This is a genomic window from Alkalicoccobacillus gibsonii, assembly GCF_016798245.1.
In the GTDB taxonomy this organism is placed as follows: domain Bacteria; phylum Bacillota; class Bacilli; order Bacillales; family Bacillaceae_D; genus Alkalicoccobacillus; species Alkalicoccobacillus gibsonii.
Window position 1 is genome coordinate 197,705 of sequence record NZ_JAEUZA010000005.1, and the last position, 12,239, is coordinate 209,943.

At 42.9% G+C, this 12,239-nt stretch carries 12 protein-coding genes; 1 reads left to right on the top strand and 11 read right to left on the bottom strand.

The genetic code is table 11. From position 1 onward, the window contains the following. Nucleotides 1-52: 52 nt before the first annotated feature. The 6 genes from JNO66_RS17870 to JNO66_RS17895 all read right to left on the bottom strand — a co-directional run bounded on the left by JNO66_RS17870 (nucleotide 53) and on the right by JNO66_RS17895 (nucleotide 6,295). Nucleotides 53-304: a hypothetical protein gene (locus tag JNO66_RS17870; protein ID WP_203090557.1), complete on the bottom strand. Its 252-nt coding sequence runs from the start codon at nucleotides 302-304 to the stop codon at nucleotides 53-55. Nucleotides 305-392: 88 nt separating this feature from the next. Next, the gene (locus tag JNO66_RS17875; RefSeq protein ID WP_203090558.1) at nucleotides 393-1,571 is read right to left on the bottom strand and encodes an NAD(P)/FAD-dependent oxidoreductase; all 1,179 of its coding nucleotides are present in this window, start codon (nucleotides 1,569-1,571) and stop codon (nucleotides 393-395) included. 47 nt (nucleotides 1,572-1,618) lie between these two features. After that, on the bottom strand, nucleotides 1,619-2,041 hold the full coding sequence (locus JNO66_RS17880) for a helical membrane plugin domain-containing protein (RefSeq protein ID WP_203090559.1): 423 nt from the start codon (nucleotides 2,039-2,041) through the stop codon (nucleotides 1,619-1,621). A 267-nt stretch (nucleotides 2,042-2,308) separates the two neighbouring features. Beyond that, the gene (ade, locus tag JNO66_RS17885) at nucleotides 2,309-4,045 is read right to left on the bottom strand and encodes an adenine deaminase (protein ID WP_203090560.1); all 1,737 of its coding nucleotides are present in this window, start codon (nucleotides 4,043-4,045) and stop codon (nucleotides 2,309-2,311) included. Nucleotides 4,046-4,172: 127 nt separating this feature from the next. Next, nucleotides 4,173-4,484 carry a YerC/YecD family TrpR-related protein gene (locus JNO66_RS17890; RefSeq protein ID WP_203090561.1) on the bottom strand — a complete coding sequence of 104 codons (312 nt, stop codon included), beginning with the start codon at nucleotides 4,482-4,484 and terminating at the stop codon, nucleotides 4,173-4,175. 68 nt (nucleotides 4,485-4,552) lie between these two features. After that, the gene (locus tag JNO66_RS17895; RefSeq protein WP_203090562.1) at nucleotides 4,553-6,295 is read right to left on the bottom strand and encodes an adenine deaminase C-terminal domain-containing protein; all 1,743 of its coding nucleotides are present in this window, start codon (nucleotides 6,293-6,295) and stop codon (nucleotides 4,553-4,555) included. 138 nt (nucleotides 6,296-6,433) lie between these two features. Between JNO66_RS17895 and JNO66_RS17900 the strand changes: the two genes are divergently transcribed. After that, nucleotides 6,434-6,679: a YgaP family membrane protein gene (locus tag JNO66_RS17900; protein WP_203090563.1), complete on the top strand. Its 246-nt coding sequence runs from the start codon at nucleotides 6,434-6,436 to the stop codon at nucleotides 6,677-6,679. Here JNO66_RS17900 and JNO66_RS17905 read toward each other — a convergent pair. From JNO66_RS17905 to purM, 5 genes are all read right to left on the bottom strand, one after another. Then, entirely contained in the window at nucleotides 6,674-7,030 is a 357-nt protein-coding gene (locus JNO66_RS17905; RefSeq protein WP_203090564.1) for a hypothetical protein, read from the bottom strand. The genes JNO66_RS17900 and JNO66_RS17905 overlap by 6 nt on opposite strands. 770 nt (nucleotides 7,031-7,800) lie before the next feature. After that, nucleotides 7,801-9,057, bottom strand: a complete 1,257-nt coding sequence (gene purD, locus JNO66_RS17910) for a phosphoribosylamine--glycine ligase (RefSeq protein ID WP_203090565.1) — start codon at nucleotides 9,055-9,057, stop codon at nucleotides 7,801-7,803. 17 nt (nucleotides 9,058-9,074) lie between these two features. Further along, nucleotides 9,075-10,613 carry a bifunctional phosphoribosylaminoimidazolecarboxamide formyltransferase/IMP cyclohydrolase gene (purH, locus tag JNO66_RS17915; RefSeq protein WP_203090566.1) on the bottom strand — a complete coding sequence of 513 codons (1,539 nt, stop codon included), beginning with the start codon at nucleotides 10,611-10,613 and terminating at the stop codon, nucleotides 9,075-9,077. Beyond that, nucleotides 10,606-11,199 carry a phosphoribosylglycinamide formyltransferase gene (purN, locus tag JNO66_RS17920; RefSeq protein WP_203090567.1) on the bottom strand — a complete coding sequence of 198 codons (594 nt, stop codon included), beginning with the start codon at nucleotides 11,197-11,199 and terminating at the stop codon, nucleotides 10,606-10,608. The genes purH and purN overlap by 8 nt, the downstream gene beginning before the upstream one ends. Continuing rightward, entirely contained in the window at nucleotides 11,196-12,233 is a 1,038-nt protein-coding gene (purM, locus tag JNO66_RS17925) for a phosphoribosylformylglycinamidine cyclo-ligase (protein ID WP_203090568.1), read from the bottom strand. The genes purN and purM overlap by 4 nt, the downstream gene beginning before the upstream one ends. Nucleotides 12,234-12,239: the final 6 nt, after the last annotated feature.

Here is a 12,239-nt window from a genome sequence, read left to right on the forward strand (position 1 = left end):
TGATTTTTACACGTATGTTCTCATTCATCTGTAGTAACATTGATAATCATTATCATACCGTATGATTCCATCCAAGTAAACGATTAATAAAGCTTTTTCTAAAACTGTTCATAAAAAAAGAATCATCGTCTCCCGTTCGGATCGAATGATTCAGTGATGTTCGTTTATATAGATAGTCTTTTTTGGTTTTGGTTTTTCTCGTTGCTAGATCAGCAAATGCATAAGGACTACGGTTCTTACTAGGATTACGCATTCCCTCTCGTTCTAGCTTCTTACGTTGCTTTTGGGCTTTTGAACGTGCCATATCAGTCATCTCCTTTTATTCGTATATTCTTATTATAAGGCAAACAAAAAAAATCTGAAAGCTCAAGGTTGAGCCTTCAGATCAATCATTAGTAAGCTAAGCTAAACAAACCTTTAATGTGCGTTAGATAACGAACATTACTTGCTTCTTTCATTAGGGAAGCAGGCATTCCTTTTAAAGGCGTTGCATTTTGACCAATTGTTGCTACGGCATCTTTGCGGCCTAGGCTTGCAAGAGTTCCGGAATCAATCGGACTAAATGGTGCACATTTTTTCCCTTCAAGATACGCATATAAGTTGTAACCAACCAATTCACCCATTTGCCAAGCAATTTGAGCCGTTGGAGGGTATGGACGACCATCTGGTGAAAAGTATACAGCACTATCTCCGACCACAAAAACATCTTCATGAGAAGTCGACTGAAGTCCTTCTGTTACCGTTGCACGACCACGGTTCACTTCAAGACCAGATTCTCCAACTAGAGGATTTCCTTGAACGCCACCCGTCCAAACAAATGTGTTTGCGACAATTTTTTGACCGTCTTTTAGATCAATAACGTTGCCTTCAACATTTGTAACAGGTAGACCTGTTAAGAACTCTACGCCACGTTTTTCAAGACTCTTCGTTGCACGTTCGATCAGATGATCTGGCAATACAGGAAGAATTTTAGGACCAGCTTCTACTAGTTTTAATTTAATATCTTGTGGATCTACACCAAGTGATCTAGCGAAAGCAGGTAATGTATCAGCAAGCTCACCAACAAGCTCAACACCTGTTAGTCCACCACCACCGATTACAATGGTAGCGTCTGCTTCATTTTTCGTTTTTGCATACTCACGAATGCGATCTTGAATTTGGTTATGAACTTGATTTGCTTCAGCTGCTGATTTAAGAACCATGCTGTTTTCTTCAAGTCCAGGGATGCCAAAGTAAGCTGTTTTACTTCCAAGCCCAACCACTAATGCATCATAGCTAAGCGTGCTTCCGTCTGATAACGAAACTTCTTTGTTATCAACCGAGAACGAGTTAACTGTTGCAATTTTAAGATCGATGGCTTTTCCTTTAAATAGCTTTTCAAGTGGCATCGCCACAGCGTCCTCAGCAATGTTTCCTGCTGCTAAACGGTGAAGCTCAGTAATGATTTGGTGAGTCCCTGTTTGGTTAACCACTGTCACTTTTGCTTGAGATTCACTATAGTATTTTCTAACAGTTAAAGCAGCTAAAAGTCCGCCATAACCTGCGCCTAGGATGACAATATGTTTTGACATTCTTTTTTCCTCCGTTTTTAAGTCAACTAATCAGCCGTTCACTTGAATTACTTCTTATTCTCACGCTCGTTCATGACATTAAGGTAAGCTTGAGTGAAGCGGAATAACTTTTGAGCTTGAGGGTCTTTTAGAAGCTTCATTAGGCCAAAAATACCAATGACTTCATTGCTTGCTTCTGCACGCTCTTTTGCTTCAATCGCTGTTTGAGCGACTTCCTTCGCTGTCTCTTTAACCGGCTCAAGAATTTCAGTAATTGCTCCAACTGTATCTGCTTTCAGCACATCATCAGTAGCAACAGAATGAGCAAAATCATATGATTTCGTCATCACTGTAATCATTTCAGTCAATTTTGGTAATTGATCAACTAGCGTTGTGAGTGATTCTTGTACCTCTGGTTTCAAAAGCTGATCAAGTAATTCTACTTGCTGCTTGCTTAGTGAAACTTGTTGTTGTTCGCTCGTTTCTGACATGTACAATTCTCCTTTACTTTATAGCCTTGAGCTATTTTCTCCTAGCTTGTATAGGATTATGTAGAGCCTCTTGCAATTTATCAAATGTGAATTTACTCACAAGCATAAATAAAAAAACACTACAATATATGGGCAAGGCCTTACTGACTACCGTATATAGAATAATCCTTTCCGCTGATTTTGTCAAAAAATCTTGACAGTTTTATGGCAGTTTTTTTAACACTTTTTTAAAGAAAAAACCAGCTATTTAAAAATAGCTGGCATGTATTAAGACTGTATGGGAATGTGTTTAAATTGAAGGACATCAAATAAGCCGGTATCCGTTAATTTTAATGCTGGAATTACAGGCAAGGCTAAAAAGGCGAGTGTTAAAAATGGGTCCCAGTTTTCATGGAAACCAATCGCTTTTAGCGCATGTTCTAACTCTTGGATTTCTTTCTGAACGACCTTATGTGGTTTTGTTGACATTAGTCCAGCCAGATCAAGTGATAGGCTTGCCACAACTGTTCCTTCTTTCACTACAGCCATTCCACCATTCATTTCCTTCACATGGTTAATCGCTGCAAGAATACTTTCGTCATCCGTACCACATGCAATCACATTGTGAGAGTCATGTGCGACAGTGGAGACAATCGCCCCATTTTGAATAGGAATTCCCTTCACAATGCCTAGACCTACATTTCCGCGCTGCTTATGCCGCTCAACGACCGTTAATTTTAATTGATTCTTTTCTGGGTCAGGTTGAAAACAGCCTTCACTTACTTGAATTGACTCTTTTATTGATTTAGTAATGATGGAACCAGGGCTACTTTCAATAATAGTTGCTTCTTGATCTGCTTTTGCCGGAAGCTTCAGATCCTGAAGTGAGATTGGGGCCATGTTCATGCTTTTAAGTAAATGTTCAGGTGCATCAATCGATTCACGAATGTTTTGCACAAGCTGACCATTCGTTGCATACTGTTCACCTTTGACAAAGACAGCTTCGACCGAGAATGTTTTTAGGTCATTTACTAAAAGAAACGTAGCCTCATAGCCTGGTGCAATTGCCCCCTTATCCTGTAGTCCAAATGCTTCTGCCGCATTGAGTGTAGCAAGTTGTATGGCTTGCAGCTCTGACATTCCAAGCTTGATTGCCTTACGAATGCTTCCATCAATGCTGCCTTCTTTAATAAGGTGATCCAAATGACGATCATCTGTTGCAAAAGCAAAACGCCTTGCATTCGCCGGCGTAATTGCAGGTAAAAGCGCCTCTAAATCCTTTGCTGCTGTGCCTTCACGTATTAGGACGTACATCCCTCTGCGTATTCTCTCTAACGCTTCCTCCGCTGTCACGGCTTCATGATCGTTACGTATACCTGCCGTACGATACGCATTCAACGAATAGATGTCTAAACCTGCAGCATGCCCATCTATCACATGACCCCCAGCACGAGCGCTTAAGATTTTCTCAAGCATATCCGTTTCACCAGACAAAACAGCCGGATAGTTCATTACTTCTCCAAGCCCAAATGCGTTCCCCTCTTCAAATAAGGCTTTCACATCTGCTGACGTTACATCTGCTCCGTTATGTTCAAAAGGTGCAGCGGGTACACAAGAAGGAATCATCATCTTAATGTCCAGTGGGAGATTCTTTGCAGCATTCATCATGTAACGAACAGCGTCTGCTCCCCCAACATTCGCAATTTCATGAGGATCGGCAATGACTGTTGTTACACCTTTTGGCACCACAATTTTACTGAACTCCTCAGGAGGAACCATTGCTGATTCAATATGGATGTGACCATCAATCAACCCTGGACTTATATAGGCTTCTTTAGCATCTATCCGTTGCTTGGCTTCTGGATAGGATCCAATTCCCACAATAAGTCCATCGCTGACTGCTACATCTGCTTCGATAATTGTTAAATTAAAGACATCAATTACTTTACCATTTGTAATCACAAGATCTGGTACGCTCTGCTTAGAAGAAGCCGCAATCGTTGTTTTGAGTGTTTCTGCATTCATCGTGCAAGCCCCTTTCAAACACGTTTTTTATATTTGAACTATTGTAGTCTATTTTAGCAACGGATGCACACTTTTTTTCAAAAAAAAGCTATCTGTTCATGGCCGAACCATGGCAGATAGCTTTTACTTATTCAGTTGATCCCGTTTGCTCTTCCTTGATACGGTCTAGAGCCATCGTGTAGCTGTCATTTCCATAGTTCAAGCAACGCTTGACCCTGGAGATGGTTGCCGTACTTGCTCCAGTCTCTGTCTCAATTTTGTGATACGTATATCCGTTTTGAAGCATTCTTGCTACTTCAAGACGTTGTGCCAGTGACTGTATTTCATTAATTGTACAAAGATCATCAAAGAATTCATAGCATTCCTCTAGATCTTTTAGTGAAAGAACGGCTTTAAACAGTTGATCAAGTTCCTTACCGCGTAATTTATCGATTTGCAATCATTTCACGCCTTTCCAAAAATTTCGGCATGCCTGATCTGTTGACCAGGAACTTATACTTTATCATTTTAGCGCATAATCGCAGGAAAGAGTATCTTTTTCTTTGTTACATCATAGATTCCTCTTTGCGTAACGCGAATATATGGCAAATGAGTTGATGAAAAGAATTGTAAACTATAGATTGGATCTTCGTGCTTATAGCCTCGTTCGCGTAGAAGCGAAACGAACTTCTTCTCTTCCTCCATGATACCTTCCATCGACTTATCGGACATCGCTCCATTTAAGGAAAGGACGATACTTCCAATCACATCTCCATCTTCAACAATTGCCATACCTCCGCCTTGTGCCTTTACAGCGCGAAAGGCTGCGACCATGTCTTTTACATTTTTTCCGATTAAAATGAAATCACCTGTGTTAGAGAAAGAACTAGCAAAACCTTTAATCTTATTCGAAAAACCTTTTATCATGGTATTAATCATCCATTTACCATTCTTGTCGATTAGAACAAAGAAGCTCTCATCATGAGTATCACTTAGCTCGTTCACAGTACCTTCAACTGTAATACGGTAAGGCTTTAAGATAACGGCATTCACCATTTCAATTCCCATCGGCATTGAAAAATGTAACTCACTCTCATCTAAGTCCCAGCTAATATCTAGTGGTTTTATCCCATAATCGTTCCAGCCAAACGACTCTTCCCCTTGACATTCAATGCCATCACGGACAATCCACTGCCCTTTTGCTAAAACACCAATTGGTTTTGGTGAATGTTTGTCAGAAAGGAAGTTAAGATGTGCAATGCGGCCCGGCGCAATCATTCCTAGCTTATGATCCAGGTTATAATATCTAGCTACATAATACGTGGCCATTCCATACGCATCAAAGTCAGATAGTCCTGCATCAAGAGCCATTTTAATTAATTTATCCATGACACCGTCCTCGTAAAATGAAGGAGGCGACCCATCTGTTGTCATAATACAGCGAACAAAGTGGTCAACGCCAAGCTCCTGCATTTCTCGAAGTAGATTCGGTAAGTCAGGTCGCATAGAGGAATGGCGTAAAGAGGTCATATACCCCATATCCAGACGTCGAACAGCTTCTTCTCCGTTGATTGCCTCATGATCGCATGTCACACCAAGCAGGGCCATTTGAGATAACGTCCGCTCTGACGCTCCCGGCAGGTGTCCTTCAATTGGCTTACGCAAGCGACTGGTCTCTTGCATCCAATGTAACGTAGAATCATCACCTTCTAGAACTTTTGGCCAAGATGTTAACTCTCCGCCTTGAACTACCAGATGATGCTCAAGCCATGCTTTCATCCGAGAATTGGTAAAATGAGCCTCGCTCTGGAGCTCAGTCTGAGGGTCGTATCTTGCCCACCAGTACATACTTGCAGGCATTTCCTCCAGCTTTTCAATCAGAGAAAGCGCTTTCTTTTTTTCAACATTCGAAAAGAAATATAAATTATCATTGATCAATGTTGTTGTCCCACGAGCCGAAGCATATCTTGCAAAGCTATGGGGATTATATAATTGAAACGGATGAGCGTGGTGCTCAATATACCCAGGTACAACGACTGAGTTCTTACATTCAATTATTTCAGTATCCTTATCTGTTACCGGGGGAAGCTCCTGTCCAACATAAACAATTCGATCATCCGCAATCCAAATATTTGCTTTAAGCCATTTTCGTCTGGCGTGATTGAGATACGTAGCATTTTTGAGAACAATAGAAGGCGCTTTTTCTCCCCTGACGACATCCAGGTGCTGGCGCAAGCGTTTCTTTGTCCAGCGATATATACGTTCCGTCATTGGCAGATCACCCATTTCATTTTTCTTTTGTCTATATGTTATCACAAAATCAAGGTTATATAGGAAAAACTTGTGACATCTTTTCACACATTAATTGTGAAAAGCATTAAATAACTTTTTAAAGTGGAGGAACTGAACATGAAGCCAAATTTAAATCTCATTGAGTCATTTATTCGCATCACATGCGGGCTCACATTGCTCAGCTTATTTTCAGCAAAGAAACAAGCATCCCTTATTGGGTTTATCGGCATTATCCTCGGTGCATTAAAGGTAGCGGAAGGAATGACCCGCTTTTGCCCTATTAAGTATATGAACAAAGCAAATCAGATAGAAACAAAAAAACACGAACATCATCAAGATGGACGTGTAATGAACCCATCATAACGCTGGGTTCTTTTTCTTTTTTCCAATTAACAGCCCTATACCTAACCCAAATAGACTAAGAATGTAAAATAGAAGCAGTGACCCTTCAACTCCAAAAGGAATAAAGAAGTAGGACCAACGTTCATTTTGGAACGCCTGAACACAGATGTAGGAAATGCCGTACGAAATAAAAGGAATGGCTATACATTCTAGTCCGAGTATCCTACGTCTCGTTAAAAAGCCGATTAAAATGAAGACAACGCCCCACCCGATGTAGCCACTGAGAGCATGATACGAAAAATCTAATTGCATGCCAACATAACCATAAGGCATCAAAGCAAAAAGCAGAAACAAAGCGAGGCGTCTGATCATCGGTTTCCTCCAGGCTCGTTTTAATTGATAAGATCAGTAAAACATGGAAAGTAAGAGTTGGGCAATAGTTGGTTTTGAGTGGAGACGGGGTTAGCGTTTCAATCCTAGCGTCTATCACATAAATTCAGAACCCTATCACACAAATCCCTCCTCCATCACATCGATCCCGCACTCTATCACATCCATTCCTCCTCCATCACATGGGTTCAGAACCCTATCACACAAATCCCTCCTCTATCACATGGATCCCGCACCCTATCACATCAATCCCTCCTCTATCACATGGATCCCGCACTCCATCACATCAATTCCTCCTCTATCGCATGGATCCCGCTCTCTATCACATCCATTCCTCCTCCATCACATGGATCCCGCTCTCTATCATATCCATTCCTCCTCTATCGCATGGATCCTGCACTCCATCACATCTATTCCTCCTCCATTGCATGGATCCCTTTCTCTATCACATCAATCCTTCCTCATCACATGGATCCCGCACCCTATCACATCAATCCTTCCTCATCACATGGATCCCGCACCCTATCACATCAATCCCTCCTCTATCGCATGGATCCCGCACCTTATAACATTAATCCCCCATCCATCGCATGGATCTCGCTCCCTATCACATCAATCCCTCCTCCATCCCATGGATCCCGCTCCCTATCACACCAATCCCTCCTCTATCGCATAGATCCCGCACTCTATCACATCAATCCCCCTCATCCCCAAAAAAACAGCACCCGCCTAAGCTGATGCTGTCCTTTTCTCTATTTGATCGCTTTATCCGCGATATCCGTTCGGTTAAATAGGCCTTCGCTCTTAATATGGATTAGAGATTCATAGGCTTTTTCTTTTGCCTCTTGAATGGTTTCTCCTTTGGCTGCAACTAGGAGGACGCGGCCTCCATTTGTTTGCCAGATGCCATCATGAAGAGCCGTTCCTGCATGGAAAACGAGTCCTTTTTTAGCAGCTACCTCGAGTCCAGCAATAGCTACACCTTTTGGATATTCTCCAGGGTAACCAGTGCTCGCCATGACTACTCCGACAACTGCTTCTTCTGACCAGAGGAGCTCTGGTTTTTCACCATTGTGAAGTTTCTCCATCACGTCGATTAAGTCTGTCTCTAATCGTGGAAGCACCACTTGTGTTTCCGGATCTCCAAAGCGGGCGTTAAACTCAATGACTTTTGGTCCTGTGGCTGTCATCATCAAGCCTGCGTATAGGATTCCGGTAAATGGTGTACCTTCTTCAACCATTGCAGCCGCCGCTGGCTCTAATACGGCACGAACCGCCACGTCTACTTGATTAGCATTAAATTGAGGAACAGGGGAGTATGCACCCATCCCGCCTGTGTTCGGTCCTTTGTCCGCATCGAATGCACGCTTGTGATCCTGTGCACCGACCATTGGCACAACGATATCGTTATGAACAAACGCCATCAGGGATAGTTCTTCCCCTTCCAAATACTCCTCAACCAACACACTCGCTCCTGCATCTCCAAAGCGATTCGCTTCTAATACGTCAGACAAAGCAGCAAGTGCTTCTTCCTCTGTCATGGCTACGGTTACGCCTTTTCCAGCTGCAAGTCCGTCTGCTTTAATGACGATTGGCGCACCTTGTGTTTTTACATAAGATGCGGCTTCCACGTAGTCAGAAAATGTTGCGGATGCACCTGTAGGGATGCCATACCGGTTCATAAGATCTTTCGCAAAGGACTTACTGCCTTCAATTTTAGCTGCGGCTTGGTTCGGACCAAACACCTTTAATCCAGCTTCTCTAAAGTGGTCAACAATTCCAAGGCTTAAAGGCACCTCGGGACCAATCACAGTCCACTCTACGTTATTGTCTTTAGCAAAGGAAATCAAACCAGCAAAATCGGTTTCACCAATGGATACAACTTCTGCTACATCCGTCATTCCTGGATTCCCTGGTGCTGCAAACACCTTCTCAACTTTTGTGCTTTGTGAGAGCTTCCACGCGATGGCATGCTCTCGTCCACCGCCTCCAACTACAAGTACATTCATTGTGGTATCCTCCGCTCTTAGTGTTTAAAGTGACGTGTGCCAGTGAAGACCATGGCAATGCCATATTCGTCTGCTTTTTGAATAGATTCTTCGTCACGAATCGATCCACCCGGTTGAATAATCGCCTTCACTCCAGCTTTTCCTGCTGCTTCTACTGTGTCCCCCATTGGGAAGAACGCATCAGATGCGAGCGCTGAGCCATTTGCGCGCTCACCCGCTTGCTCAATTGCGATACCAGCCGCACCCACACGATTCATTTGACCAGCTCCAACACCGACAGTCATCTCACCATTTGTTATTACGATAGCATTCGATTTCACATGCTTCACGACTTTCCAGCCTAACTTTAATGCTGTCCACTCGTCTTCTGTTGGTTGACGTTTCGTTGGAACGGTCCAGCTCGTTTCGTCCACTTCTGGTTTATCTTCCTCTTGAACCAACAATCCGCCTTGAACAGATGTCACTTTATTCACTGCTTTTTCCGTTGTTTCAATTGCTAATTGAAGTAAGCGGATGTTTTTCTTTTTTGTTAAGATCGCTTTTGCTTCTTCTGTAAAGCTCGGAGCGATAATCACCTCTAAGAAAATTGCAGACATTTTGTCAGCCGTAGCAGCGTCTACTTCACGATTCAGTGCAATGATTCCACCAAAAATAGAAACAGAATCTGCTTCGTATGCACGGTTAAAGGCCTGCTCAATTTTTTCGCCTGTACCGACTCCACATGGGTTCATGTGCTTCACAGCTACAGCAGCTGGCTCAGAAAATTCCTTTACAATCTCAAGAGCTGCATTTGCATCTCCAATATTGTTGTACGAAAGCTCTTTCCCGTGAAGCTGTGTGGCATTTGCGATTGAGCTTTTATCTCCTTGAGCAGACTTGTAGAACGCTGCTTTTTGGTGTGGATTCTCTCCATAACGAAGAGATTGACTTCGCTCATATGTAAGGGTTAGAGACTCTGGATATTCCTCTCCCACCGCTTCTGTTAAATAGCTTCCAATCATTGCATCGTAGGCAGCAGTATGACGGAATACTTTTGCAGCTAAACGGCGACGAGTGTCTCCATTAACTGATCCGTTTTCTTTTAGCTCAGCTAATACATGCTCATAGTCAGTAGGATCAACAACTACCGTTACATGGTTATGATTCTTTGCTGCTGAACGAAGCATGCTTGGACCACCGATGTCGATGTTTTCAATGGCGTCTTCAAACGTAGCGTTTTCCTTTGCAATGGTTTCAGCAAATGGATAAAGGTTGACGACAACAAAGTCAATCGGATCAATTGAATGTGTTTCAAGAGCTTCCAGGTGCTCCGCTTTTTCACGCATGGCAAGTAAGCCACCATGGATATTCGGATGAAGGGTTTTGACTCGGCCATCTAAAATTTCTGGGAATCCAGTCACTTCTGAAATACCAATAACAGGCACACCTGCTTCTTCAAGTGCTTTTTTGGTTCCACCTGTTGAAATGACTTCAATGCCTTGTTCCACGAGTCCTTGAACAAATGGTACTAATCCTTCTTTTTTAGATACACTGACTAATGCTCGTTTCTTACTCATTTTGTCCGTCTCCTCCTACAACTTTTGTTTCCATGATCTGCTTAACCGTTTGCGGATAAAGATTGTGTTCGATCTCTTGAATCTTCCGGAAAACATCTTCCCTTGTATCGGTCACTTCAATTAGAACTTTTTCTTGGGCAATAATTGGACCAGTATCCATCCCAGCATCTACATAATGGATCGTTACGCCTGTTTCACTTACCCCTGCTTCTAATGCCTGGCCCACTGCATCTAATCCAGGAAAAGCTGGTAATAGGGATGGATGGATATTCACGATACGACCCTCGTATGCGTTTAGTAGGGTAGAACCAATTAATCTCATGTAACCTGCTAAGCAGACAAATTCCACACCGTGCTCCTGCAAATGAGAGACTACCTTTGCTTCATAGTCTGCCTTTGTTGCAAAGTCCTTTGGTGCTAGTGCGATTGAAGGTACGCAAAACCGATCAGCCTTATCAAGCGCACCAGCACCAGGTTTATCAGAGACAAGAAGCGCCACCTCGCCACCTAATTGCTTTTGGGATGCGGCTTGCATTAAAGCTTCAGCATTTGAGCCTGTTCCTGAAGCAAATACGGCGATCTTCATGAATCAATGCCTCCAATAGCTACTCCTTCGCCCTCGGTTACACGACCAATAATGTATGCCTGCTCACCTTCTGCTTCAAGTGTACGAATGACATCAAGGTGCTCCTCTTCTGGAACAACAAGCATCATCCCAATTCCCATATTAAAGGTAGAGAAGAGGTCTTTTTCACTCAGTTCTCCCTCTCTTTTTAGCACATTAAAAATAGCAGGAATAGGCCAAGAGCCGTTATCAATTTCTACTTTAGTACCAGCTGGTAGCATTCTTGGGACATTTTCATAGAAACCGCCACCTGTAATGTGGGCAAGCCCATTAACAGTATGGTGTTTGATTGCAGCTAGTAATGGCTTCACATAAATCTTAGTTGGTGTTAACAATACCTCACCGAGTGAGTCTTCTAGTCCATCTACTTGATCCGTAAGAGCATATCCTGATTTCTCTAGTAAAATATGTCTTACAAGCGAGAACCCGTTGCTGTGTAAGCCACTTGAGCTAAGTCCAATAACAACGTTACCGGGCTTGATTGCATCGCCCGTAATCAGTGCGGACTTCTCAACAGCTCCAACAGAAAACCCTGCTAGGTCATATTCTTCTGGATCATACATCCCCGGCATCTCCGCTGTTTCACCGCCAATAAGAGCACATCCAGCCTGTTCACAGCCATCCGCCACTCCTTTAACAATGGCTTCAATTCGCGCTGGATCAGCCTTTCCACATGCAATATAATCAAGGAAATAAAGCGGCTCTGCACCCTGAACAACAATATCGTTTACACACATAGCAACGGCATCTACACCGATTGTGTCATGCTTATCCATCATAAAAGCAAGCATAAGCTTCGTTCCTACACCGTCTGTTCCGGATACAAGGACGGGCTCTTTGTAATTTAAGGACGATAGATCGAAGTTGCCTCCAAATCCACCTAGCCCTCCAAGAACACCTGCGCGAGCTGTTCGTTTAACATGCTGTCCCATTCGTTTCACTGATTCATAGCCTGCTTCAATATCAACGCCGGCTTGTTTGTATGCATCTGACATGCGAAT

Bases quoted from the DNA above. Each gene is read 5' to 3' on its own strand.
- JNO66_RS17870 (WP_203090557.1), bottom strand. From the start codon at position 304: ATGGCACGTTCAAAAGCCCAAAAGCAACGTAAGAAGCTAGAACGAGAG.
- JNO66_RS17875 (WP_203090558.1), bottom strand. From the start codon at position 1,571: ATGTCAAAACATATTGTCATCCTAGGCGCAGGTTATGGCGGACTTTTA.
- JNO66_RS17880 (WP_203090559.1), bottom strand. From the start codon at position 2,041: ATGTCAGAAACGAGCGAACAACAACAAGTTTCACTAAGCAAGCAGCAA.
- ade (WP_203090560.1), bottom strand. From the start codon at position 4,045: ATGAATGCAGAAACACTCAAAACAACGATTGCGGCTTCTTCTAAGCAG.
- JNO66_RS17895 (WP_203090562.1), bottom strand. From the start codon at position 6,295: ATGACGGAACGTATATATCGCTGGACAAAGAAACGCTTGCGCCAGCAC.
- JNO66_RS17900 (WP_203090563.1), top strand. From the start codon at position 6,434: ATGAAGCCAAATTTAAATCTCATTGAGTCATTTATTCGCATCACATGC.
- JNO66_RS17905 (WP_203090564.1), bottom strand. From the start codon at position 7,030: ATGATCAGACGCCTCGCTTTGTTTCTGCTTTTTGCTTTGATGCCTTAT.
- purD (WP_203090565.1), bottom strand. From the start codon at position 9,057: ATGAATGTACTTGTAGTTGGAGGCGGTGGACGAGAGCATGCCATCGCG.
- purH (WP_203090566.1), bottom strand. From the start codon at position 10,613: ATGAGTAAGAAACGAGCATTAGTCAGTGTATCTAAAAAAGAAGGATTA.
- purN (WP_203090567.1), bottom strand. From the start codon at position 11,199: ATGAAGATCGCCGTATTTGCTTCAGGAACAGGCTCAAATGCTGAAGCT.
- purM (WP_203090568.1), bottom strand. From the start codon at position 12,233: ATGTCAGATGCATACAAACAAGCCGGCGTTGATATTGAAGCAGGCTAT.